Source organism: Demequina gelatinilytica (assembly GCF_000971115.1).
Lineage (GTDB): Bacteria > Actinomycetota > Actinomycetes > Actinomycetales > Demequinaceae > Demequina > Demequina gelatinilytica.
In genome coordinates this window covers 1-24,590 of sequence record NZ_BBLV01000024.1, presented here as the reverse complement: position 1 = coordinate 24,590, position 24,590 = coordinate 1, and the positions used below count along the sequence as shown (strand labels likewise).

Genomic DNA, 24,590 nt, shown 5'->3' with positions numbered 1-24,590 from the left:
CGTGCGATTCCTGCTGCGCCGCCTCGCGTTCTACGCCTTCACCGCCTGGGCCGCGATCACCATCAACTTCTTCCTGCCGCGGATGATGAAGGGCGACCCCATCACCGCGTACCTGCAGAAGCACCAGAGCGAGTTCAACCCGGAGGCGATCGACTCGCTGCGGACCCTGTTCGGGCTCGACTCGGACGCGTCGCTGCTCCAGCAGTACCTCGACTACTGGCGGCTGCTGTTCAGCGGCGACCTGGGGAGGTCCTTCTCGAAGGGCCTCGCGCCGGTCACGGAGGTCATCGCGTCCGCGCTGCCGTGGACGCTCGGGCTGGTGGGCGTCGCGACCATCCTGAGCTTCCTCATCGGCACGGGCGTGGGGGCCTTCATCGGCTGGCGGCGCGGCTCTCGAGCCGACTACGTGGTGCCGTTCGCCACGTTCTTCTCGACGGTGCCGTACTTCTGGATGGGGCTCATCGTCATCGCGATCTTCTCGACGCGTCTGGGCTGGTTCCCCGCCTCCCACGCGTACGACAAGGGATCGTCGCCCGAGTGGTCGTGGGACTTCATCGGGCAGGTGATCGCGCACGGCACCCTGCCGGCGCTCACCATCGTGTTCGCGTCGCTCGGCGGCTGGGTGCTGGGCATGCGCAACATGATGATCACGGTGCTCGACGAGGACTACGTCACGGTGGCGGAGGCGAAGGGCCTCGCGCCGCAGCGCGTGATGACCCGCTACGCGGCGCGCAACGCGGTGCTGCCGCAGCTGTCGAGCTTCGCGCTCGCGCTCGGCTTCATCGTGGGCGGCACGCTCGTGATGGAGCTCGTGTTCTCGTACCCCGGCGTGGGCAAGCTGCTGCTCGACGCCACCAACGCCAAGGACTGGCCGCTCATGCAGGGCCTGTTCCTGGTCATCACGCTCGCGGTCCTGGTCGCGAACATCCTCGCGGACATCGCGCACGCGATGCTCGACCCGCGCACCCGGATGATGGAGTCCTGACATGTCGCTGTCGACCATGCCCACCACCTCCGAGACCTCGGAGGCGCGTGCGACCGAGCCGGAGCGGCCCACCACGCTGCGCCGGCTCGGCTCGTCCTTCGCGATGTTCCGCAACCCGAAGTCCATCACCGGGCTGGTGATCCTGGGGGTGTTCGCCCTCGTCGCCATCCTGGGCGACCTCATCGCGCCGTACGGCCCGCTCGAGAAGGACTTCTCCGCGCTCAAGCAGCCGCCGTCGGCGCAGCATTGGCTGGGCACCACGCACCTGGGCGAGGACGTCTTCAGCCAGATCATCTACGGCACGCGCGGCGTGCTGGTGGTGGGCCTGGTCGCGGGTGTGCTCGCGACGTTCACCGCGGTGGTGATCGGTGTCGCGGCCGGCTACCTGTCGGGCTGGCGGTCCGAGTCGCTGTCCGCGCTCACCAACGTGTTCCTGGTGATCCCGGGCCTGCCGCTCATCATCATCGTGGCGTCGCAGTACGACGACCCGAGCATCGTGCTGATCTCCGCCGTGATCGCGGTCACCGGCTGGGCGTGGGGCGCCCGCGTGCTGCGCGCGCAGACCATGTCGCTGCGCAACCGCGACTTCGTGCAGGCGGCCAAGGCCAACGGCGAGCGCCTGTGGCGCATCATCGCGGTCGAGATGCTCCCCAACCTCACCGCGATCATCGCCTCGAGCTTCGTGGGCACCGTGACCGCCGCGGTGCTGGGGCTCACCACGCTCGCGTTCATCGGCGTCATCCCCATCACCAACCTCAACTGGGGCACCATCCTGTTCTGGGCCCAGCAGAACGGCGCGTTCCCGGACTTCTGGTGGTGGTACGTGCCCGCGGGCCTGTGCATCGCGATCCTGGGCACGGCGCTGTCCCTGGTGAACTTCGGGATCGACGAGTACGTCAACCCGCGCCTGCGCTCCGCCGGCGAGCGGGCGCGTGCGATGCGCAAGAAGGGCCTGTCGACCGCGAGCGGCGTGACCGCCGTGCGGATCGCCGGCAAGGACGGGGACGATGCGGCGGGCACGGGCCGCGCATCGTCCGCCGGGGCGGACGGGGAGGGTGCTGCCCGTCCGTGACGCGATGCGGGGGCCGAGGCGCCTCCCCGGCCCCCGCATCGTCCACCGTCAGTCGGAGCTGTCCTTCGCGAAGGTCGCGAAGGCCGCGGGGATCTGGCGGCTGTTGAAGTCGAAGAACGCCTGGTTCTCCCACGCGTTGCCCGAGCTCGCATCCGTCGGGTCCCAGCCGCTGCCCGCGACCGCGGTCCACGCCGGCTCCCAGTAGACGACGCCCAGGCCCCGACCGCCCGGCGCGCCCGCGACCACGTCCTGCACCGCGCGCACCCATGCGGCCTGACCGGCGGTGGTGGCGGGATAGCCGGTCACCAGCTCCGCGGAGGTGTCGATCACGTTCTGGAACGTCGGCGTGTCGTCGGAGAGCGTCCACGGGTAGGCGGTCTCGACCACCATCACGTCCTTGTTGTAGGTCGAGGACAGCCCGGTGATGACCTGCTGGAGGTTGCCCAGGCCGCCGTGCCAGTAGCCGTAGTAGGACAGCCCGATGATGTCGTAGGGGACCGAGCGCGCCGTGATCGGGTCGAGCCACCACGTGAGCCCCGACACCCCGGAGCCGATGTCCGTGAGGTGGAGGATCACCTTGGTCGACGGGAACACCGCCTTGGCGGCGTTCGAGCCCGCGGTGAGGAAGCCGGCGAGGTTGTTCCACTGCGCGCCGGTGACGCCGTCGGAGGTGTTCACGTCCCACGACTGCCCGTAGGGCCACAGCATGCCGGGGTTGATCTCGTTGCCCACCTGGACGTAGTCCACCGTGACGCCCGCGTTCTTGAGCGCGGTGAGCGTCGAGGTGGTGTGGTTCGCGAGCGAGGTGGTCATCTGCGAGACGCTCTGCCCGGACCACGTGCTGGGGACGCCCTGCGCGCCCGGGTCCGCCCAGGTGTCGGAGTAGTGGAAGTCGATCATGATCTTCATGCCGTAGGCCTGGGCGCGCTTGGCGGCGGTCACCACCTTGGAGGCGGTGTTGTAGCCGTCTGCCGGGTTCACCCACACCTTGAAGCGCGCGAGGTTCGCGCCCGCCTCGCCGAAGGACTTGAACGGGTCGATCTTGGTGCCGGTCGAGGTGTAGTAGCGGCCGCCGTAGGCCTCGTTCTTCATGACGGAGCTGAGGTCGGCGCCGCGGACGGTGCGGGAGACCTTGCCCTGCGACAGGGTCGCCTCGTCCATGTGGGCCCACGCGCCGGCCGAGCCGTTCGTGTAGAGCGACACCCAGCACGTGGTGCTGGTCGCGTTGAAGGAGACCGCGATGCGGACCCAGCCGTCGCCGTTGTTCGTGTCAGGGACGGTGCGGTACTCGGTCGCGCCGCAGCCGGTGACCTGGAGCCGGGTGGAGTCGAGCCCGCCGCCGGAGCGGACCTTGGCCGAGTACGTCCACCAGCCCGTGCCGGTGAGCGTCACGGCCTGGTAGGTCGACACGGAGCCGGTGCTCGCGAGGTAGTGGTTGAGGCGGTACGAGCCGGCCGAGCCGCCGGACACGACGCTCGACGCCGAGGTGGTGCCGGAGACGGACCAGCCGGACAGGCCCGACTCGAAGCCGCCGTTGGTGATCGAGCCCGCCGCGGCCGATGCGGATGACGCGGCGGCCCCCGCTGCCGTCGCCGCGAGGGCGAGCGCGAGGAATGTGGCGACCAGACGTCGCCGGTAGGGGGTGGGTGACACAGGCATCCTCCTTGATGCGGTCGCGCGACGGTCCTCGTTGACTGTGCGCGCTCCCAGGTCTACCACCGGTTCGGCCGCCGTGCCTAGGGGAAAGGCGGCTCATCCGTGCGGGCGGTCCCGCTCCGTGGGCCGCGCATGGGCTGAGAGCGGTCGCAGGACCGGGTGTCAGAACCCGCCGGGGACGACGAAGGCCCGGGACCATCCGGTCCCGGGCCCTCGTGTGTCGGTGAGGCGCTACGCCTCGAAGCCGACGCGACGCTTGGTCTCCTCGCCGATGTCGACGTAGCCGAGCGAGGCGCCCGGCACGATCACACGCCGGCCCTTCGCGTCGGTGAGGTCGAGAGTGCCTCCGGCAACCGCGGCGGCGACCGCCTTGGTGACCGCGTCCGTGGTCATGTCGGTGTCGATCGCGATCTCGCGGGACACGTTCTGGACGCCGATCCTGATCTCCACGGCAGCCTCCAATGCTCGGTGTCGGTGGTGTTCGCCCTTATCCTAGGGCGATGAGTCGGAGCTCCGGGGGCCTGTTCGCGGGCAGGGGAATCGACCTTCCCAGCATCGGGATCACCGTGGTCACCATCGTCGCGTGCTTCGCGCTCGGCATCGGCGCCGGTTGGGTGACGGGCCAGGTCCCGGACTGGTACCGCGCGTGGAGCGAGCCCGAGCCCAGCGTCTCCGCATCGCCCAGCCCCACGCCCGAGCCGTCCGTGTCGCTCGCGGCGCTCGAGCCCATCACGCGCGCCCTCGACGAGGATGACGCGCTGGCCGGCGTGGTGACCACCGAGGTGGTCGAGCGCGGCGAGGGCACGTTCACCGCGGCCCTGGGCGGGGATGGCGCGACCGCCACCGCCGGCGCGTCGGGCTCTCCGAGCGCCTCCACCGATGCCGTGCCCACGCGCTACGTCCGGATCGACGTCGAGGACGGCATCACCGTCGACGAGCCGGCGTTCGTCGACTTCGTCATGTCGACCCTCAACGACGCCCGGGGCTGGGGCTCGGCGGGCCGCATGCAGTTCGTGCTCACCGACGGGGCCGCGGACGTGCGCGTGGTGCTCGCGAGCCCGTACACGATCGCGGTGCGCTGCCCCGATCCGCATGCCGCCGCGACCGCGGCGGTGGTCGGGGGCGAGGCGACGCCCAGCCCCGAGCCGACGGCCGGAGACGTGAGCACCGCGTGCGCGACCGACGGCATCGTGCCCGTCTCCATCTACGACTGGACCGCCGGGCTCTCGCGCTTCGGAGAGAAGCGCACGGTCGCGCGCGAGTTCCTGCTCAACCACGGCGTGGGGCACGTGCTCGGCGTCGAGGACGCCACGTGCGAGTCGGGCCGCGCCGAGGTGATGGTCGACCAGGCGAGCATGGGCAAGGGATGCAAGGTCAACGCGTGGCCGTACCCCGATGCCGAGGCCTCCTGATCGACGATGTCCGACCCGGGTGATGTGATGCACGCGTGACCGTCCTGCGCCTGCTCCCCACACCTCCGCCGGCGGCGCTGCCCGCGCTCGACGATGCGCAGCGCGCCGCGGTCGAGGCCGCCCTCGCCCCGCGCGTGCCGGGCTCGGCGGGACATCTGGTGGTGGTCGGCGGCCCGGGCGCGGGGACCACCCGGGTCGCGGGCGCGATCGCGCTCGAGGCGGTCGAGCGGGGTCTCGACACCTCGCGCGTGCTGGTGCTGTCCGCGACGCGTGCGGGTGCCGCACGGCTGCGCGACCGGCTCTCGCTCGCCTTCGACCGGCCCGTGGGCGCCCCCGTGGTGCGCACGGCCGCGTCCGCCGCGCACGCGATCCTCACGGCGCAGGCGGCCGCGCTCGACGAGCCGCCGCCGGTCCTGGTGACGGGCGCGGAGCAGGACCAGATCCTGCGCGAGCTGCTCGAGGGCCACCGGGCGGGGCTGGGCCGCATCCCCGACTGGGGCGGCGCGCTGCCGGCGGAGGCGACCGTGCTCGCGGGCTTCCGTGCGGAGCTGCGAGACCTGCTCATGCGCGCGAGCGAGGCGGGTCTCACTTCGGCCGCGCTCGCGGAGCTGGGGGACCGGGCGGGACGTCCCGAGTGGCGCGCCGCGGCCCAGGTGATGGAGGAGTACGACTCGATCCTGGGCTGGCGCGCGATCACGCCCGACCAGGGAGCACGCTTCGATCCCGCGGTGGTGGTCGCGCAGGCGGCCCACGTGCTGCGGACGTGGGCCGTGCCGGGTGAGCGGCCCTCGTGGGAGCTCGTGGTCGTGGACGATGCGCAGGATCTCACCGCCGCCGGGTTCGAGCTCCTGCGTGCGCTCGCGGACGGCGGGGCGCGGCTGGTCCTGCTCGGCAACGCGGACCAGGCCGTCCAGGGGTACCGCGGCGCGATCCCGGCCGCGCTCGCGAACGCGACCTCGCCTGAGGGTCTCGGGGCGTCGCTGCTCCGGCTGGGGCCCGGGCACCGTCAGCCCGGCGCGCTCGCAGCGGTGACGGCCGCGGCGGTGAGCCGCATCGGCACCTCCGGCGTGGGCTCCGCGCGCGGTGCGGCGCCCGAGCCCGAGGGCGGTGGGGTCGGCATCCTGCTGGCGGCGCATCGGCACGCGCATTCGCGCGCGATCGCGCAGGCGCTCCGGCGCGCGCGCCACGGACTGGACGATGCCCTCGGTCGGGATCAGGTGCCGTGGGGGGAGATGGTCGTGATCGCGCGCTCGTCCGCGCGGCTGCGTGAAATCCGCGCCGACCTCGCGGCCGCCGACATCCCGTGCGAGACGCTCGGCGACGGCACCGCGCTCCACCTGGAGCCTGCCGTGGCGCCGCTGCTCACGCTGATGAGGCGTGCCGCGGAGCAGGCGCGCGGCGAGGAGCACGAGTGGGACGAGCTCGAGGCGGCGGAGCTGCTCGGCTCGAGGATCGTGGGCATCGACCCCGTCGCGATGCGGCGGCTTCGGCGCGCGCTCGTCAAGGAGGAGCGGCGTGGCGGTGGTACCAGGCCGTCGAGCGAGCTGCTGGTCGAGGCGATCGCCGCGCCGGAACGGTGGGCCACCATCGCGACCCCCGAGGCGCGGCTCGCCGAGCGGGCCTCACAGGCGCTCGTCGCGGGTGGCGCGGCGGCGGTCGACGGCACCCCGGCCACCGTGGCGTGGGCGGTGTGGGACGCGCTCGGGGTCGCCGACGAGTGGCGCGCGGCGGCGCTCGCCGGGTCCGCGCGCGACGATGCCGATCTCGATGCGGTGATCGCGCTCATCCGGGCGGCCACGCTCTACGTCGAGAGGATGCCATCGGCCTCCGTCGGGTCCTTCGTGGACCACCTCGAGGGGCAGGACTTCGCGCCGGACACGCTCGGGGCGCGCGCGCGTGCCGGGGACGTGGTGTCCTTCTGCACGCCCGCCTCGGCTGCGGGACGTGAGTGGGACGTGGTGGTGGTCGCGGGGCTCGAGGAGGGCTCGTGGCCGGACACGCGCCTGCGCGACGCGGTGCTCGGCGCGCAGCAGCTCGCGGAGATCCTCGCGGGTCGCGCGGAGGCGGTGCCGCTCGAGCCGCGCGCGCGGGCGGCCTGGGCCCGAGCGGCCAGGCGTGCGGTGATCGACGACGAGACGCGCGCGTTCGCGGTGGCCGTGTCCCGTGCGCGCCGGCGCCTGGTGCTCACATGCGTGGACGGCGAGGACGAGCGCCCGTCGCGCTACCTCGAATGGGCCGCTGAGGCGGCGGGGGTGATCGCGGAGCGCGCCGACGCGACGCCGCGGGTGACGGATCTGCGCTCCGCGGTGGCATCCGTGCGGGCGACCGCGGAGGCGGCCACCGGGCCCGCGCGCGAGGCCCATGCGGAGATGCTCGCGCGGCTGGCCGCGCTCGGCGTCGCGGGCGCGGACCCGGACGAGTGGCATGGCGTGCCCGCGCCGTCCTCGGACGTCGGGATGTGGGAGGAGGAGGACCCGGTGCGGGTGTCCCCTTCGCGCCTCGAGGCCCTCGAGACGTGCCCGTTGCGGTGGGCCCTCGAGACGACGGGCGGCACCGCCGCGTCGAGCGAGAAGCAGAGCCTGGGCAACCTGGTGCACGAGGTCGCGGCGGAGCTCCCCGCGGGTACGCACCGCGAGCTGGCGGCGGCGCTCGAGGAGCGCTGGCCGCAGATCGCGGGCACCGAGACTTGGCCCGATCGCATGCTCAAGGAGCGTGCCGATGCGATGATCCGCAGGCTTGCGGGCTACGTGGCCGGGGTGCGCGCGGGAGAGGTGCGCGTCGAGCAGCCGTTCTCCGTGCAGATCGGGCGCGCGGTGGTGGCGGGAAGCGCCGACCGCGTCGAGGTGAGCGAGGGCCGCGCCCGCATCGTCGATCTCAAGACCGGCACGGCGGTGTCCAAGAAGGCGGCCGAGGACCACGCGCAGCTCGCGATGTACCAGCTCGCGGCGGAGCACGGCGGCTTCGCGGGGGTCGAGGCGGCGGACGGCGCCTCGCTGGTGTTCGTGGGCGGCGCGACGGTAGGGGCGAGCGAGCGCGACCAGGCGCCCATCGACGTCGACAAGGAGCGGGCGCGGCTCGCCACCGCCGTCGACACCATGGCGAAGGCGACCTTCGAGGCCGTGACGAACGACCGTTGCGCCTCGTGCCCGGTGCGGCGCTCCTGCCCGGCCTGGCCGAGCGGACGGCAGGTGACGGACGGATGAGCGACGTGGAACCGACGGAGGGCGGCCTCGAGACGGGCCTGGAGGAGGGCCTGGTGCGGGGCGAGCGGCGTGACGCGCGCGCGCTCGTCGAGCTGGTGACGGGCCTGCCTCCCACCGAGGAGCAGGAGGACGTCATCGGGGCGGGCCTCGCACCGATGCTCGTGGTCGCCGGCGCCGGCTCGGGCAAGACCGAGACGCTCTCGCTGCGCATCGTGTACCTGCTGGATCACGCGGAGGAGCTGTTCGGCACGGCCATCTCGCCCGACGAGGTCCTGTGCCTCACGTTCACGCGCAAGGCGGCTGCGGAGATCGCGGAGCGCGCGGAGAGCCGCATCACCGCGGCCTTCGGGCATGATCCCTCGCGCCCGCCCGCCTCGGTGTCGACCTACAACGCGTACTCGGCGCAGCTGGTCGCGGAGCATGGGCTGCGGCTGGGCATCGACCCGGACGCCACCACGCTCACCGCGGCCGCGCTCTGGCAGCTCGCCTCGGACGTGGTCGGCACGTGGACCGGTCCGCTCGACACCGATGCGGCGGTGAGCACCGTCACCACCTCCATCACGCGCCTCGCGGGACAGCTGAGGGATCACGACGTCACGCCCGCGGCGTTGCGCGCCTGGGCCCGCGAGGCGCAGCTCGCGCTGGAGGAGCTGCCCAAGAACGCCGGCGACCGCGCGCCCGGTCCGCTCACCACGCGCACCGGCAGCGCGAACGAGCACGCCAAGCGGATCGCGAAGCTCCGGACGCTCGCCGCGGTCGCGGAGCTGGTCGAGGAGTTCCAGCGGCGCAAGCGCGAGGCCTCGCAGCTCGACTTCGCGGACCAGGTCGCCTTCGCCGCGGAGCTGTCCCGGCTCGACGCCGTGCAGGCGATCGAGCGCGGCCGCTACCGCGCGATCCTCCTGGACGAGTTCCAGGACACCTCGCCGGGCCAGCTGCGGCTGTTCGCGCGGCTGTTCGGCGCGGACCACCACGTCATGGCGGTGGGCGACCCGAACCAGGCCATCTACGGGTTCCGGGGCGCCTCGGAGAGCGCGCTGCCGATGTTCGTGGAGGAGTTCGCGCACGGCCGTGAGGTCGCGGAGAGGAGCCTGTCCGTCTCGTGGCGCAACGAGGGTGCGGTGCTCGATGTCGCCAACGCCGCCGCGACCCCGCTGCGCGAGGCGTCCCGCGTGCCCGTGCTGCCGCTGCGGTCGAAGGGCGTCTACCTGGGCCGGCCCGAGCCTCGCCGTCGCACCGCGGGCGTGCACAGCGTGGTGGCGGCGGACCAGGTGGGGGAGGCCGATGCGGCGGTCGCGTGGCTCGAGGAGCGGCGCGAGGACCTGCGGCGCGAGGGCGTCGCGCGCCCGACCGGCGCGATCCTGTGCCGCCGGCGCGCACAGTTCGCGCCGGTGGTCGAGGCGCTCGTGCGTGCGGGAGTCGACTACGAGGTGGTCGGGCTGGGCGGGCTGGTCGACACCCCCGAGGTCTCCGACCTGGTCGCGCTGCTCGAGATCGCGCATGACCCGTCCCGGGGCGACTCCGCGATGCGGCTGCTCACCTCCGAGCGCGTGGCGCTGGGCGTGCGCGACCTTGCGGCGCTGCACGACTGGTCGCGCGAGCTCGCGGGTCCGCGCGAGGCCCGCGACTCCGAGCCGAGCCTGGTCGACGCGCTCGCGACCCCGCCCGTCGCGGGCTGGCGCTCGCGCGAGGGCCGCGCGCTGTCCGACGCCGCGCATGCGCGCATCGTCCGCCTCCAGCGTGCCGTCACCGCGGTGCGCACCCGGACCTACCTGTCGCTCCCCGAGCTGATCCTCGCGGCGGAGCGCGCGTGGGGCCTCGACATCGAGGCCGCGGTCGCCCGCCCCGACGGCCGCGCGGCACGCAACGTCGATGCGTTCGTGGACGCCGCGCGCCAGTTCGCGGCCGGTGCCGAGCGCGCGACGCTCGGCGCGTTCCTCGCGTGGCTGGAGGCGGCGCGCAGCGAGGAGGGCGGCCTCGAGCTGCCGGTCAAGGAGCCCGAGCCCGATGCCGTGCAGGTGCTGACCGTGCACGCGGCCAAGGGCCTCGAGTGGGACGTCATCGCGGTGCCGGGACTCGTCGATGGGCACTTCCCGTCGGTCGGGGAGCCGTCCTCGCGCCGTCCCTACTACTCCGATGCGGGCTGGCGCGGCAAGGGGGTCGAGCTGCCCTACGAGCTGCGCCTGGACCGCGAGGACCTCCCGCACTGGGACTGGCGCGGGGCCGCGGACCACGGCGGGCTGGGAGACAGCATCGAGGAGTTCGAGCGCGCCTGCGGCCAGCACCGCATCGCGGAGGAGCGGCGCCTGTTCTACGTGGCCGTCACGCGTGCCCGCTCGCATGTGCTGCTCTCCGCCTCCTGGCGCGCCGGTGGCGTGACCGTGCGGACGCCCTCGTGCTACCTGCGCGAGCTGGTCGACCTCGGGATGCTCTCGGACGAGGGCTGGGAGCCGCGTCCGGAGGACGGCACCGCCGTGGAGGTCGAGCCGGTGCGGGCCGGCTGGCCCCCCGCGCCCACTCCCGCGCAGCTCGCCCGCCGCGTGCTCGCGGCGGAGGTGCGCGACGCGATGGGTGCCCGCCGCGAGGCGGGGGCCTCGCCCGAGGACGGCGGCTGGGACCACCTGCCGCTGGGCCGGGAGGTCGCGGCGATGCTCGAGGAGCGGCGCGACCGCGAGCGAGGCGTCGGCGACGTCGCGCTGCCCGCGCACCTGTCCACCTCGGCGCTCGTCGCGTTGCGGCGCGACCGCGAGGCCTTCACGGCGCAGCTGCGCCGCCCGCTCCCGGCGGAGCCGACGCCGGCGGCGCGGCGGGGGAGCCTGCTGCATGCCTGGATCGAGGCGCAGTACGGCCACGTGCCGCTGCTCGCGCTCGAGGACCTGGGCCCGGGCGAGGACGAGTCCGACATCGAGGCGCTGACAGAGTCCTTCGCGCGCTCGGAGTGGGCTTCGCGTACGCCCAGCCACATCGAGGTCGACGTGGAGGTGCCGGTGGCGGGCGTCACCATCCGCTCGCGCATCGACGCCGTCTTCCCCGCGGGCGGGGGGCTCGATCGGGTCACCGTGGTCGACTGGAAGTCCGGCTCCGCCCCGCGTGATCCCGAGGAGCGCGCGGCGCGCGAGGTGCAGCTCGCCGTCTATCGGCTCGCGTGGTCCGAGTGGACCGGGGTGCCGCTCGAGGAGGTCGACGCGGCCTTCCACTACGTGCGCGACGACGCGACGGTGAGGCCCGAACGTCTGCTCACGCGCCCCGAGATCGAGGCGCTGCTCGCACCGTGAGGCTCAGGCCTCCTCGGCCTCGTCGAACAGCATCGCCTCGAGGTCGGTGAGCATGCCCTCGCCGTCGGAGACGATGTCCGCGTTGTCCGTGCGCACGCCGTACATGAGCCATCGCATGAGCGCCATCTCGGACGCGAGGCGCGCACGATCGAGCAGGTGCGGGTCGCGGAGCTCCCGGCGGCGGGCGTGGTACGCCTCGACCACGGAGTCGAGGACATCATCCGGCGCGGAGGCCACCAGCCACGCGAGGTCGTCGGCGGGATCCGCGACGCGCGCGTCCATCCAGTCGGCGATCCCGACCACGGTGCCGTCCGCGACGAACACCTGGTGCTCGCCCATGTCGCCGTGGACCACGGTGGGGTCGAACCGCCACCACGCGACGTTCTCGAGCTGGCGCTCCCAGCGGTCCGCGAGCCGCGGCGGGATCTTGCCGGTCTGGATGCCGGCGTCGAGCTCGGTGAGGCGGCGCTCGCGGTACTCCTCGGCGGTGTAGGCGGGCAGGCCCTGGTCCTCGACCACGGCGACGGGGAGCTCGTGGATCTCGGCGAGCGCCTGACCCACCGCGGCGGCGAGGCCCGGTCCGGGCTGGAGCGCCGCGAGCAGCAGCGGGGCGCCGCGCACCTCGGTGTAGACGACCGCGCGTCCCTCGTCCGTGCCCAGCTCGGCGGCACCGGCGGGGTGGGGGACGTCGAACGTGACGATGCCCGCCTCCTTGGCGCGCGCGAGGGCGCCGAGCAGACCCTTCTCGGCCTCGAGCGCGGCGCCGGCGGCGGCACGCTTGGGGGCGCGCACGATCCACCTGCGCCCGGTCGCATCCTTGACCACCACCACCTCGAAGTCGGCGTCGGTGTGCGGGCTGCGCAGCACGTCGTACACGTCGAGCCCGGGCACGGCGACGGACGCCAGGGCGGCAAGCGCGAGCGGTGAACGTGGCACAGGCTCACGGTAGAGCCAACGGGGCCGCCACGCCACGCTCCACGCCGCGCGTGGCCAGGGACGATGCGCGCGCGGCCTGCCCCGCCTCCCCCGGAAGTGGTCGATGGTGGTCGGGTTTCGCGCATCGTCGCACCGCAGTGGTGGCTCAGTGTCGGTGGACGATGCGCTGGACAGGCGCGCGCTCCTGTCGGCCGTCGAGCGGACCGACAACGGCGCACCGCTGCGAGGTCGGAACCTTGGAGAACCGGCCAAGGTCTACCCCATCCGGAGCGGTGGCACCGGGCTGCCAGGTGCGCCGCAGTACGGTGGCCAGGTGAGGAACCCCTGGCCGCTCGACCGTCCCAGCCGCATCGACCGCGCCGCCGAGCGCCGCGAGTCCACCGACCTCGCCGCGTGCGACGCGATCGTGGTGCGCGATGGTCGCGTGCTCACCGCGGACGGCCGGCTGGTGGAGCTCGCGCCCGACGCTCAGCCGCCCGCGAGCCTGCGCATCTACCTGGGACGCGACGGCGATCGCGACCTCGTGGCGCTCGTGCCCGAGGACCCGGGCTTCGGCACGGACCCCGACGGGATCGGCGGCGAGCGCCTACGTGGGCTGCGCGACCTGCTCGCCGGATTCTGGGACCGTGGCGCCCAGGGCGAGCGCGACCACGAGCTCGCCTCCACCGCCGTGGCGATCGCGAACTGGCATGCGAGCCACCCGCGGTGCGCGCTGTGCGGCGAGCCCACCGTGCCCACGAGCGGCGGCTGGGTGCGCCGCTGCGATCGTGACGAACGCGAGCACTACCCGCGCACGGACCCCGCGATCATCGTGGCCATCACCGATCCCGTCGACAGGCTCTTGATCGCCCACGCTGCCGCCTGGTCGCCGCGCCGCTTCTCCCACCTTGCCGGGTACGTCGAGCCGGGGGAGACCTTCGAGCAGGCCGTCCACCGCGAGGTCGCGGAGGAGTCGAGCCTCACGCTCAGCAGCGTCGAGTACCTGGGGTCCCAGCCGTGGCCCTTCCCCGCCTCCGTGATGGTCGCGTTCCGCGCGGTCACGGAGGACACCGAGGCCCTCGACCTCGATATGGACGAGGTCTCGGAGGCCCGGTTCGTGACCCGCGAGGAGCTTGCGGAGCTGGTCGCGAGCGGCGAGGTGATCCTCGCGCCCAAGGGCTCGGTCGCGCGCCGCATGCTCGAGGACTGGTTCGGAGGCGTGCTCCCGGAGCCGCGGCCGGACGCCACGATCGACGTGTAGCCCCCGCCCGGCCCACAGGGGTCGCGCACGTTCCCTGCGTGTCCCCGCCGGCCTCTGGTTCGGGGCGCGGCGGCGCGGATAGCCTCGCCGCATGGACGATGCACCCGCGCCCGCGGGCCCCCGGCCGGCCGCCGCCGCAGGGGAGGGGAGATGATCGAGCTCGACGCCTTCGCGAGCACCGTGGGCATCGTCACGGGTCCGCTGCGCGAGCGCCTGGAGGGCCGCGGCTACCGGGTGGCCGCGGTGATGAACGAGGCCTCGGAGCACGTCCTCCACGTGTTCGTGGAGAACGACGTGCTCGGCTTCTGCGTCACGTGGAACTGGCATGAGGCACGATGCGCGGCGTACCCCGCGCGGCATCGTGCGGAATGGTGGCGGTGGTCGCTCGACCCGGGCGGCGCCGCGCGGTGGCGCGGGCGGCCGCGTCCCGCGGAGGACGCCTCACCGGAGGCGATCGCGAGCCTGCTCGACCGCGTCGGCGAGCTCGAGGCGCTGGCGCGCGACCCCGAGCGGTGGCGCGATGTGTGCCGGGGCCGTCTGCCCGCCTGAGCACCGCCGCATCGTCCACACGGCGCACCTCGCTGTCGGCCCCGGCTGACACAATGGCCGCGATGTCAGCAGACCAGATCCTCGACGCCCTCGACCCCGAGCAGCGGGAGGTCGCCACCGCGCTCCACGGTCCCGTCGCCGTGCTCGCGGGTGCCGGGACCGGCAAGACCCGCGCGATCACGCACCGCATCGCGTACGGCGTGCAGGTGAACGCGTACAACCCGCAGTCGGTGCTCGCGGTGACCTTCACCGCGCGCGCGGCGGGGGAGATGCGGACGCGCCTCAAGGCGCTCGGTGTCAGCGGTGTCCAGGCGCGTACCTTCCACGCCGCCGCCCTGCGCCAGCTGAGCTACTTCTGGCCGCAGGTGATCGGCGGGCAGATCCCCGAGCTGGTCAAGCAGAAGGCGCCCCTGGTGGGACGCGCGGCGCGCGATGCGGGCCTCAGCCCCGACCGTCTCACGGTGCGCGACCTCGCCGCAGAGATCGAGTGGGCCAAGGTCTCGCTGGTGGGTGCCGACGACTACGCCGCGAAGATCGCGCGCATCGGCCGCCCGTCCCCGGCGAACATCCCTGCCTCCCAGGTCGCGGACGTCATGCGCGCCTACGAGGACGCCAAGACGGACGCGGTGGTGCTCGACTTCGAGGACATCCTGCTGATGCTCGCGGACATCGTGGGCCGCTTCCCCGAGGTCGGCGACCAGATCCGCCGCCAGTACCGGCACTTCGTGGTCGACGAGTACCAGGACGTCTCGCCGCTCCAGCAGTTCGTGCTGGAGCAGTGGCTGGGCGGCCGCCGCGAGCTGTGCGTGGTCGGCGACCCCGCGCAGACCATCTACTCGTTCGCGGGCGCGAGCCCCGAGCACCTGCTCCAGTTCACGCGCACCTACCCCGAGGCCACCCAGGTCCGCCTGGTGCGCGACTACCGCTCGACGCCGCAGGTGGTGCGCCTGGCCAACGAGCTCATGCGCAAGCGCGGCTCCGCCGGCACCGGCGTCGAGCTGGTCGCGCAGCGACCGTCCGGTCCCGCACCCGACTATCGCGCCTACGAGGACGACGAGTCCGAGGCCCAAGGCGTGGTCGCCGGCATCGAGCGCCTCATCGCGACGGGCGTGCCCGCGCGCGAGATCGCGGTCCTGTACCGCGTCAACAGCCAGTCGGAGGCCCTCGAGGAGGCGCTCGCGGAGCACGGCATCGGCTACCTGGTCCGCGGCGGCCAGCGCTTCTTCGACCGCGACGAGGTGCGCAAGGGCATCGTGCTGCTGCGCGGTGCCGCGGTCGCCCCGGATGAGCGTCCGCTCGGCGAGCGCGTGCGCGACGCGCTGAGCGGCGCGGGCTGGTCGGAGGAGCCGCCCGCCGCGCGCGGTGCCGTGCGCGAGCGCTGGGATGCGCTCCAGGCGCTGGTCAACCTCGCCGACGATCTTGCGACGGACACCGGCGGGGCGGCGACCATGCGCGACTTCGTCGAGCACCTCGCCGAGCGCGCGCAGGCGCAGCACGCGCCTGCCGTCGAGGGTGTGACGCTCACCTCGATGCACGCGGCCAAGGGTCTCGAGTGGGACGCGGTGTTCATCGTCGGCTGCTCCGAGGGCCTGATGCCGATCACGCATGCCGAGACCGACGAGCAGCTCGAGGAGGAGAAGCGTCTCCTCTACGTCTCCGTCACGCGTGCCCGCGAGCACCTGGCGCTCAGCTTCGCTCGCGCCCGCAAGTCGGGCGGCAAGGCGACGCGCAAGCGCACGCGCTTCCTCGAGCAGCAGTGGCCCGACGCCCGCCCGGCGCGCCTCCAGAAGCAGTCGACGTCGGCCAAGCTCGCGGACCTGGGCCCCGAGGCGCTGCGGCTGTTCGACACGCTCAAGCAGTGGCGCCTGCAGCTCGCGCAGGAGACCTCCAAGCCTGCCTTCACGGTCCTCACGGATGTGTCCCTGGTGGAGATCGCGCGCGACCGGCCGGCCACCCTGGGCGAGCTCGCGCGCGTGAGCGGCGTGGGCGCCTCCAAGCTCGACAGGTACGGGCTGCAGATCCTCGAGATCGTCAACCAGGCGTAGCGCCGCACCCGCACGCGGGGTGCGGAGGCGCCGGCACGATGCGCGGGAGGCCGCGCTCGACCCGCCAGGCCGGCGCCTCGTCGCCCGCGAGCAGCACGGCGAGGGACGATGCTGCGAGCGACCCCGCGACCGCCGTGGTCAGCGGGTCCGGTGGCGGGCCATGCGCCTCGCACTGCGCGGCGATGACGGGCCACGCGGGGTCGAGGTCCGCGCGGGCCAGATCCCGGCACCGCAGACAGGCCGTGGCGCCAGGCCTGATGGGCAGGACGGTGACGCCTGCCTCGTCCGCGAGCAGCGCCACATGCGGCCCACCGAGCAGGAGCCGGTGGTGGAGCACCGCCGGGACGGCCCCGTAGGCCGTGACGATCTCCCCGTCGACGCGGCGCGAGACGTCGAGGTGCACCCGCGCCGCGGGGTCCAGCTCGCGCAGCCGTCGCGCCGCGGCGCGCACCGCGGCCGGACCGTGATCGAAGCATGCCGCGACCAGGCTGATCGCGGCGACGCCCGCGCGCACGGCCGCATCGGCGGCCTCGGCGCCCGGCGAGGCGAGCCCTCGGATGCGCACGTGACGCTGGGCGAGCGCCAGGGGATCCGGCGCGCCCTCGACCAGCCCGGCCTGCTCCGTGCCGTCGCCTCGCCACAGCGCGGGAGCGGCGGGCGCATCGTCCATGCGGACACGGTGCCATGGCGCGCGCCGCTCGACGCCATTGTCCACAGCCGTCCGGCTGCCGGCGCCGTGCCCGCTCGGATCAGCCCTGGCCCCCCTCGCGAAAGTGGTGTCTGGTGGTCGGCTCTGCCGGAACGCTGCGCCGCAGTGGTGGCTCATGGTCGCGTGCCCGGGCGGGGCGACCATGAGACACCACTGCGAGGTGAGGATCTGCGGGAACCGACACCGACGTACCACTTCCGACGGGGCGGGAGGGGGCGTCCGCCCGGAGACGCACGAAGGGCCGGTCCCCAGCGGGGACCGGCCCTTGCGGAGCTCTGCTGGCTTTACGCCTTGCCGAGGATGCGGTTCAGCTTGGTACCGCACTCCGGGCAGGTGGCCTTCGCCATACGACGGCCGTTCTCCGAGACGACGACGTCGCCCTCGGTGGTGCGCTTGTCCTTGCACTTCACGCAGTAGAACTCGCCCGAGTACTTGTCAGCCATTCGGCTCTCCTTCTCTGATAGGCGCGGCGGGACGCGCCGCACGTCTGCAGGCCGCAGGGGCCCTTGGTCCCCCAGCGTAGACGCGCCAGCACGAAATCCCCCCATCGGTGGGCGGGTGTCGCGCTGCGGTCCGTGAGTACCTTACGCGTCCTCGGAGCCCAGGAGGCGCTCCAGCTCGCGATCCATGTCGTCGCCCGTGCCCCGCGTGACGTACGCCTCGACCCACGCCTGCCACGCGCCGAGGTCCTCGGAGGTGGGCAGGAGGTCGGGGTGCGACCACACCTCGTCGCGGCCCTCGGCGCCCAGGCGTGCGTGCAGCGCGGCCCACATCGAGGAGGCGTCGCGCATCCGGCGCGGGCGCAGCTCGAGGTCGAGCAGGTTGGCGAAGGTGTCCTCCGCGGGGCCGCCCGCCGCACGACGGCGGCGCATCATCTCGCGCAGCGCGCCGATGTCCGCGAGGTGCGGCGCGGCCGCGCGCATCGTGACGTCGTCCACCCAGCCCTCGATGAGCGCGAGCAGGGTCTCGATCGACTCGAGCGTCGCCTTCTGCTCGTCGGAGTGCTGCGACTGGAAGATCCCCCGGTTGAGGGCCTTCTGCAGGCGCGCGGGGTCGCCCAGGCCGGCGTCGCGCACCGCGTCCTCGAGGGCCTCGAGGTCGATGGTGATGCCCTGCGCGTACCGCTCGATCAGCGTGTGGAGCTGGCCGGGAAGCCACGGGGCCGCGGCGAACAGCCGCACGTGCGCCGCCTCGCGCAGCGCGAGGAACGCGCGCACCGCGTCCTCCTCGATGTCGAGGCCGCTGGCGAAGTCCGCGATGGCCTTGGGGACCATCACCACGCGCGGCTCCGCGAGCAGCGGGATGCCCAGGTCCGTCGCGCCGAAGGCCTCGCGGGCCATCTCGCCCGCGGCCTGCCCCAGGTGCATGCCGCACACGGTCGGGCTCACGGACCGCAGCAGCGCGGACGGATCGATGCCGCCGTCGACGGGCGGTGCCTCGACCGCGCCCTCGAGCAGCCCGCCGAGGGCGTGGGACACGCTCACCGCGACGGGCCCGGCGAGCGTGCGCCAGGTCGGCAGCGTCGCCTCGACCCATTCGGCACGGCTCCAGACGCGCGGCTCGAGCCGCGCCGGGTCGAAGTCGGTGACGGCGTCGAGCCACAGCTCGGCGCGCGAGACGGCCTGGCGGTGGGACGATGCGACGGCCGCCGAGACGGACGGGTCCCCGCCCTGCGACGCGACGCCACGCGCCACGTCGTGCGCGAGGCTCCAGTTGACGTCCTCACCGCTGGACTGCGCGATGAGGCCGCGGATCTGGCTCAGCACGTGCTCCATCATCGCGGGGCTCGCGGAGAGCCCGGCGGACGCGGCGAGCGCGTCCGGGTCCATGCCCATCCGCTCGAGCTCCTCGAGGGCGGCCTCCGCATCGTCCCCGAACAGCTCTCGCAGCAGCCGCATCCACGGCGTCGACTCGTCGCTCACGCTCACTCCGTTCGCGCACGCCGCATGCGTGCCCTCACCACGGTAACGAAGGAGCGTGCCCGGGTGCGCCGACGTTCGCTACCAGCAATGCCGTCCTTGGGGCGGGTGCGCATCGGACACAATGGACCGGTGACGACCACCGACGCCACCGCCCCCGAGCCCGCCGCCGACCACCACGCGACGCGGCGGGGCACCGTCATGTCGATCACAGGCCTCGCCACCAGCGCGCTCATCGCGCTGCTCACCGTGATCCCGTCGCCGTACGCGATCGGCTCGGCGGGTCCCACGTTCGACACCCTGGGCACGGACACCCAGGGCGAGCCTCTGGTGCAGATCGAGGGTGCGCCCACCTACACCTCGTCGGGCGAGCTGCGTCTCACCACCGTGTCGGTGTCGCGCGCCGGTGCGCGGCCGTTCACGCTGGGACGCGTGCTCGCCGCCTGGGCGTCCTCGCGCGAGTACGTGGTGCCGCAGGAGCAGGTCTACGGCACCCCCGACGAGGAGGAGGCCGCGCAGGAGCAGGCCGCGCAGGAGTGGATCTCCTCGCAGGAGAGCGCGACCGTCTCGGCGCTCGAGGCGCTGGGTCACCCCGTGCCCGCGACGCTCACCGTGGTCGGGATGTCGCAGTCCTCGAACGCCGCGGGCGCCCTCGAGGCGGAGGATGCGATCGTCGCGGTCGACGGCGAGGCGACGGACACGTTCGCCGAGCTGGCCGCCGCGGTGGGCGCGCGCGAGCCGGGCGACGACATCGCGGTGACCGTGGTGCGCGACGGCGAGGAGGTCACCGAGACCTTCGCGACCCTCGACGACGGCAGCGGCACGGCCGTCATGGGCGTCTACATCGACCCGGAGTTCGACCTGCCCATCGACGTCACCGTGGGGATCGACCGGGTCGGCGGCCCGTCCGCGGGCCTCATGTTCTCGCTGGGCATCATGGACCGCCTCACCGAGGAGGACGAGCTCCACGGCGCCCTCGTGGCAGGCACCGGCACCATCACCGCGGACGGCGACGTCGGCCCGATCGGCGGCATCCGGATGAAGATGATCGGCGCGAGCGACGCCGGCGCGGAGTGGTTCCTCGCGCCCGTCGAGAACTGCGCCGACGTGACCGGCAACATCCCTGATGGCCTGCACGTTGTCGCCGTGGACACCCTCGAGGACGCGTACGAGGCGATCACCCGCATCGGCGCGGGTGACACCGCGGACCTCCCAGGGTGCTGAGCATGGCAGGCTAGACACCACCCGATACGAAGGAAAGCCTCGTGACGTTCGACGACGACCGCTCCGCCCGCCCGGTCCGGCCGGCCCCCGTGCCCCAACGCCGCTCGCCGCTGGCCATCACGGCCGTGGTGCTGGGAGCCATCGTGCTCCTCGCGATCGCGACCGCCAACGTGTGGACCGAGGTGATCTGGTACGACCACCTGGGCTACGGCGAGGTGTGGCGCACGCAGTGGATCGCGCGCATCGTCCTGTTCGTCATCGCGGCCGGCGTCGCGGGGACCGTCATCTGGCTCAACCTGTGGATCGCCAAGCGGGTGCGTCCCGCGCGCACGGGCGGGCGCAGCCAGCTCGACCAGGTGCGCGCGCAGATCGAGCCCCTCGAGCGGCTCGCGATGATCGTCCTGCCGCTCGTGATCGGCCTGGTGGTCGGGCTCGCGGTGTCCTCGCAGTGGGAGACCGTGGTCGCGGCGCTCAACCAGGAGCCGTTCGGCCAGAAGGACCCGCAGTTCGGGCTCGACGTCTCCTTCTACGTGTTCACGCTGCCCGCGCTCAACCTCGTCGTGACCGTGGTGCTCGCGCTCGCGGTGCTGTCGACCATCATCGCGGCGTTCGTGCACCTGCTCTACGGCGGCATCGCCGGCACGGGGCGGAACTTCGTCGCCTCGAAGGGTGCACGCATCCAGCTCGCGGTGCTGGGCGCCCTGGTGATGGTCACCATCGCCGTGAACTACTGGCTCGACACGTACGGGCTGCTCACCAAGTCGCACGACCGCCTCTACGGCGCCTCGTACACCGACATCAACGCGATCCTGCCGTCGCGCCTGATCCTCGCGGGCATCGCGCTGCTGGTCGCGGCCGTGTTCCTGGTGGTCATCTGGCGCGGCGACTGGCGCATCCCCGCCGTCGGCATCGGCCTCATGGTGCTGTCCGCCGTCGCGATCGGCGGCATCTACCCCGCGGTGGTCGAGCGCTTCCAGGTCGAGCCCAACGCGCAGGACCTCGAGAGCGAGTACATCTCCCGCAACATCGAGGCGACGCGCTACGCCTATGGCATCGACGACGTCGAGGTGACGCCGTACGCCGCGACCACGGAGGCGTCCGCGGACGCGCTGCGCGAGGACGCCGACACCACCGCGCAGATCCGCCTGCTCGACCCCAACGTGGTGTCGCCGGCGTTCCAGCAGCTCCAGCAGAACAAGCAGTACTACATCTTCGCGGACCTGCTGAACGTCGACCGCTACGAGATCGACGGCGAGCTGCAGGACACCGTGATCGCGGTGCGCGAGCTCAACATCGACGGTCTGGGCTCGGACAGCCGCAACTGGGTCAACGACCACACCGTCTTCACGCACGGCTTCGGCGTGGTGGCCGCGTACGGCAACAAGACCACCGTCGACGGCCAGCCCTCGTTCTTCGAGGGCGGCATCCCGAGCACCGGCGAGCTCGGCGAGTACGAGCCGCGCATCTACTTCGGCACCACGGTGCCGGGCTACTCGATCGTCGGCGCGCCCGAGGGCACCGAGCCGTGGGAGCTCGACTACCCGGACGACGCCTCCTCGAACGGCCAGGTCAACACCACGTACACCGGCGACGGCGGCCCGAGCATCGGCAGCATGTTCGCCAAGCTCATGTACGCGATCCGCATGGGCGAGGAGCAGATCCTGTTCTCCGACCGCGTCACCAGCGAGTCGCAGATCCTGTACTACCGCGACCCGCTCGAGCGCGTCGCACGCGTCGCGCCCTACCTCGAGCTCGACCAGACCACCTACCCCGCCGTGGTCGACGGTCGCGTGGTGTGGGTGGTCGACGGCTACACCATCTCGGACCAGTACCCGTACTCGGCGCCCGTGTCCGCGGAGACCATCTTCGCGAGCTCGACCACCGCCGTCGGCTCGAACGTCATCCTCAACTACGTCCGCAACTCGGTGAAGGCCACGGTCGACGCCTACGACGGCACCGTGACGCTGTACGCGTGGGACGCCGAGGACCCGATCCTCAAGACGTGGTCCAAGGTGTTCCCGTCGACCATCGTGCCGATGAGCGAGATCAGCGGCGACCTCATGAGCCACCTGCGCTACCCCGAGGACCTGTTCTCGATCCAGCGCTACCAGCTCACCAAGTACCACGTCACGGACGCGGCGTCCTTCTTCTCGCAGGGCGACTTCTGGCGCAACCCCGCGGACCCGACGAACGACTCGCAGCTCCAGCCGCCGTACTACCTGACGCTGCAGATGCCGGATCAGGAGGAGCCGACCTTCTCGCTGACCAGCAACTACATCCAGGGCGGTGAGAACCCGCGCAACATCCTCACGGGCTACCTCGCGGTGAACTCGGAGACGGGCTCGACCGACGGCCAGGTGGACGAGGACTACGGCACGCTGCGCCTGCTCGAGCTGCCGCGCGACACCACCATCCCCGGTCCCGGCCAGGTGCAGAACAACTTCAACTCGAACTCCGCCGCTCAGGAGACGCTGAACCTGCTCCGCCAGGGATCCTCCGACGTGATCAACGGCAACCTGCTCACCCTGCCCGTGGGTGGCGGCCTGCTCTACGTGCAGCCCGTCTACGTGCAGTCGAAGGAGGGCACCAAGGTGCCGCTCCTGCGCAAGGTGTTCGTCGCGTTCGGCCAGGAGGTCGGCTTCGCGGACACCCTGCCCGAGGCGCTGGACCAGGTGTTCGGAGAGGGCGCGGGCGAGGGTGCCGCGGGCACCGACACGGAGACCGATGGCGGCACCGGCACCACCGACGGCGGGACCGGCTCCGGCTCCGGCTCCGGCGACTCGGGCGGCGGCACCGTCGACCCGGATGTCGAGGCGGAGCTCGCGGACGCGCTCCAGCGCGCGAGCGACGCGATCACCGAGGGCGAGGATGCGCTCGCGCAGGGCGACTTCGCGGCCTACGGCGAGGCGCAGGACAAGCTCTCGCAGGCCATCGAGGACGCGATCGCCGCGGAGGCCAAGCTCGCGGGCGCGAGCGAGGAGGCGGTCCCCGAGGCGACCGCCTCGGCGACCCCGGAGCCCACCGCATCGGCCACCGCCGATGCGGGCGACGACTCCGCGGTGGTGCCCGACGTCTCGACCCCGTAGGGGAGCGGATACGACGAAGGCCGGACCCTCAGGGGTCCGGCCTTCGTCGTCTGGGGACGATGCGGCGGTCAGGCCTGCCGGTCGAGGTGCCTGGTGGTCGCCTGGCGGACGAAGCCGAACAGGAACGCCCAGGAGATCACCATGAGGACCGCGCTGGCCCACACGTAGTCGGTGTAGCTGTTGAGCAGCGCCGTGTCGGTGATCTCGTTGCTGTCGAAGTCGACGCTGCCGAGGATCGCGAAGATCCCGGTGGTGGCGGCGATGTTGGACACCAGGAACGTGAGCCACCAGCCGAGCAGCAGCGCGAGCGACGTGGTGCGACCGGCGACCTTGCGCGCGCCCATCGGCACCAGCACCACGCCGGCGAACGGCACGAACCAGCCCCACCACTCGACGCCCGGCAGGCCGGGGCGGGTGCCCATCGCCGTGCGGTTGCGGCGCATGCGCAGCATCCACATGCCGTAGAGCACGTAGGAGGCGACCGTGAGCGGGAAGGTGAGGCTGCCGAGCGGGGAGCCCGTGGAGCCCGTGATGGTCTGCGTCTCGACGTACTCCGTGATGAGGTCGATGACATCGCCCGCGGAGGCAGCGACGGCCAGGCCGATGAGCGCGTTGACGCCCATCACGGCGAGCAGGCTGTTGCCCAGGGCCGTGGGAGGCTCGAGCGGCTCGCCGCGCTGCCCGAACGGCGCCGCCTGACCGGGTGCGCCGTACGTCGGGGCGCTGGCGCCGGCGATCATCCCGGGCGCGGGCTGCTGGGCGGGCTGCGCGGGCTGGTCGGTCTCGGCGGGCTTCGGCTCGAGCGCGCCCTCATGCGACTGCCCAGGGTTGAGGCCGGATGCAGGGTGGTACTTGAGCGGCTGCTCGTCCGGCTTGTTCACGAACGGGTCGTTCTCTGTCATGCCCTCGAACCTACCGATAGTGAGCCGATTTGGTCTCACGGCGCGCGTCCGCTAGAGTTATCAGGCCGACGCGGGGTGGAGCAGTTCGGTAGCTCGCCGGGCTCATAACCCGGAGGTCGCAGGTTCAAATCCTGTCCCCGCTACGAGAGAACGAAGGCCCGGACCCTATGGTCCGGGCCTTCGTCGTATGTCCGGGCGGTAGGCCCGACCGCGTGCGGCCGCGCGATCCTGTGAGGTCCTCGGTGCCCGGGATCGCCGTTCCTGGGCACTCAGCACCTCGCGTGTGGAGGTTGCGCGCGGACGCCCTGGCGGGACATGAGCGCCGGATCCACCGCGGATCCTGCACCGATGCCCCGCCAGGGCGCGTGCGGGGGAGAGGC

At 72.9% G+C, this 24,590-nt stretch carries 17 protein-coding genes and 1 tRNA gene; 11 read left to right on the top strand and 7 right to left on the bottom strand.

The features are described 5' to 3' along the window. Position 1 precedes the first annotated feature (1 nt). Both AOM00_RS14730 and AOM00_RS14725 read left to right on the top strand, forming a co-directional pair. Positions 2-985 carry an ABC transporter permease gene (locus AOM00_RS14730; protein ID WP_062518517.1) on the top strand — a complete coding sequence of 328 codons (984 nt, stop codon included), beginning with the start codon at positions 2-4 and terminating at the stop codon, positions 983-985. A gap of 1 nt (position 986) precedes the next feature. Then, positions 987-2,057, top strand: a complete 1,071-nt coding sequence (locus AOM00_RS14725; protein WP_439644937.1) for an ABC transporter permease — start codon at positions 987-989, stop codon at positions 2,055-2,057. 48 nt (positions 2,058-2,105) lie between these two features. Here AOM00_RS14725 and AOM00_RS14720 read toward each other — a convergent pair whose 3' ends face one another. Together AOM00_RS14720 and AOM00_RS14715 are read right to left on the bottom strand one after the other, a co-directional pair. Further along, positions 2,106-3,710, bottom strand: coding sequence for a glycoside hydrolase family 53 protein (locus AOM00_RS14720; RefSeq protein WP_228373531.1), 1,605 nt, complete (start codon positions 3,708-3,710; stop codon positions 2,106-2,108). Between the two features lie 234 nt (positions 3,711-3,944). Then, on the bottom strand, positions 3,945-4,163 hold the full coding sequence (locus AOM00_RS14715) for a DUF3107 domain-containing protein (RefSeq protein WP_062305197.1): 219 nt from the start codon (positions 4,161-4,163) through the stop codon (positions 3,945-3,947). A 50-nt stretch (positions 4,164-4,213) separates the two neighbouring features. Between AOM00_RS14715 and AOM00_RS14710 the strand changes: the two genes are divergently transcribed. The 3 genes from AOM00_RS14710 to AOM00_RS14700 are packed head-to-tail and all read left to right on the top strand — an operon-like array spanning position 4,214 to position 11,600. After that, on the top strand, positions 4,214-5,125 hold the full coding sequence (locus AOM00_RS14710) for a DUF3152 domain-containing protein (protein WP_169746869.1): 912 nt from the start codon (positions 4,214-4,216) through the stop codon (positions 5,123-5,125). Positions 5,126-5,160: 35 nt separating this feature from the next. After that, entirely contained in the window at positions 5,161-8,328 is a 3,168-nt protein-coding gene (locus tag AOM00_RS14705; protein WP_062518515.1) for an ATP-dependent DNA helicase, read from the top strand. After that, positions 8,325-11,600: an ATP-dependent helicase gene (locus AOM00_RS14700; RefSeq protein ID WP_082097123.1), complete on the top strand. Its 3,276-nt coding sequence runs from the start codon at positions 8,325-8,327 to the stop codon at positions 11,598-11,600. Before AOM00_RS14705 ends, AOM00_RS14700 begins: the two co-directional genes overlap by 4 nt. 3 nt (positions 11,601-11,603) lie before the next feature. Here AOM00_RS14700 and AOM00_RS14695 read toward each other — a convergent pair whose 3' ends face one another. After that, complete coding sequence (locus tag AOM00_RS14695) at positions 11,604-12,536, bottom strand: phosphotransferase (protein WP_062518513.1); 933 nt, start codon at positions 12,534-12,536, stop codon at positions 11,604-11,606. A gap of 313 nt (positions 12,537-12,849) precedes the next feature. On the opposite strand from AOM00_RS14695, the gene nudC reads away from it, so the two are divergent. The 3 genes from nudC (at position 12,850) to AOM00_RS14680 (ending at position 16,370) form a co-directional block, all read left to right on the top strand. Further along, positions 12,850-13,776, top strand: coding sequence for an NAD(+) diphosphatase (gene nudC / locus AOM00_RS14690; protein ID WP_156159203.1), 927 nt, complete (start codon positions 12,850-12,852; stop codon positions 13,774-13,776). Between the two features lie 150 nt (positions 13,777-13,926). Further along, on the top strand, positions 13,927-14,325 hold the full coding sequence (locus tag AOM00_RS15720; RefSeq protein ID WP_062518511.1) for a hypothetical protein: 399 nt from the start codon (positions 13,927-13,929) through the stop codon (positions 14,323-14,325). Between the two features lie 62 nt (positions 14,326-14,387). Next, entirely contained in the window at positions 14,388-16,370 is a 1,983-nt protein-coding gene (locus tag AOM00_RS14680) for an ATP-dependent DNA helicase UvrD2 (RefSeq protein ID WP_062518523.1), read from the top strand. On the opposite strand, the gene AOM00_RS14675 is transcribed toward AOM00_RS14680, so the two are convergent. From AOM00_RS14675 to AOM00_RS14670, 3 genes are all read right to left on the bottom strand, one after another. Continuing rightward, positions 16,357-17,040: a hypothetical protein gene (locus AOM00_RS14675; RefSeq protein ID WP_062518510.1), complete on the bottom strand. Its 684-nt coding sequence runs from the start codon at positions 17,038-17,040 to the stop codon at positions 16,357-16,359. The two genes, AOM00_RS14680 and AOM00_RS14675, sit on opposite strands and share 14 nt — an antisense overlap. Before the next feature lie 323 nt (positions 17,041-17,363). Further along, positions 17,364-17,522, bottom strand: coding sequence for a DUF5679 domain-containing protein (locus AOM00_RS15655; RefSeq protein WP_144276210.1), 159 nt, complete (start codon positions 17,520-17,522; stop codon positions 17,364-17,366). Positions 17,523-17,663: 141 nt separating this feature from the next. Beyond that, complete coding sequence (locus tag AOM00_RS14670; protein WP_156159202.1) at positions 17,664-19,001, bottom strand: zinc-dependent metalloprotease; 1,338 nt, start codon at positions 18,999-19,001, stop codon at positions 17,664-17,666. Between the two features lie 129 nt (positions 19,002-19,130). Between AOM00_RS14670 and AOM00_RS14665 the strand changes: the two genes are divergently transcribed. Next, on the top strand, positions 19,131-20,222 hold the full coding sequence (locus tag AOM00_RS14665) for a YlbL family protein (protein ID WP_082097120.1): 1,092 nt from the start codon (positions 19,131-19,133) through the stop codon (positions 20,220-20,222). 41 nt (positions 20,223-20,263) lie between these two features. Beyond that, a complete protein-coding gene (locus tag AOM00_RS14660; protein ID WP_082097119.1) occupies positions 20,264-23,308 on the top strand; it encodes a UPF0182 family membrane protein in 3,045 nt (1,014 codons plus the stop codon). Positions 23,309-23,376: 68 nt separating this feature from the next. Here the strand turns inward: AOM00_RS14660 and AOM00_RS14655 are convergent, their stop codons facing one another. Next, positions 23,377-24,210: a DUF4328 domain-containing protein gene (locus AOM00_RS14655; protein ID WP_062518508.1), complete on the bottom strand. Its 834-nt coding sequence runs from the start codon at positions 24,208-24,210 to the stop codon at positions 23,377-23,379. A gap of 69 nt (positions 24,211-24,279) precedes the next feature. On the opposite strand from AOM00_RS14655, the gene AOM00_RS14650 reads away from it, so the two are divergent. Continuing rightward, positions 24,280-24,353: transfer RNA gene (locus AOM00_RS14650), tRNA-Met, on the top strand. Positions 24,354-24,590 lie beyond the last annotated feature (237 nt).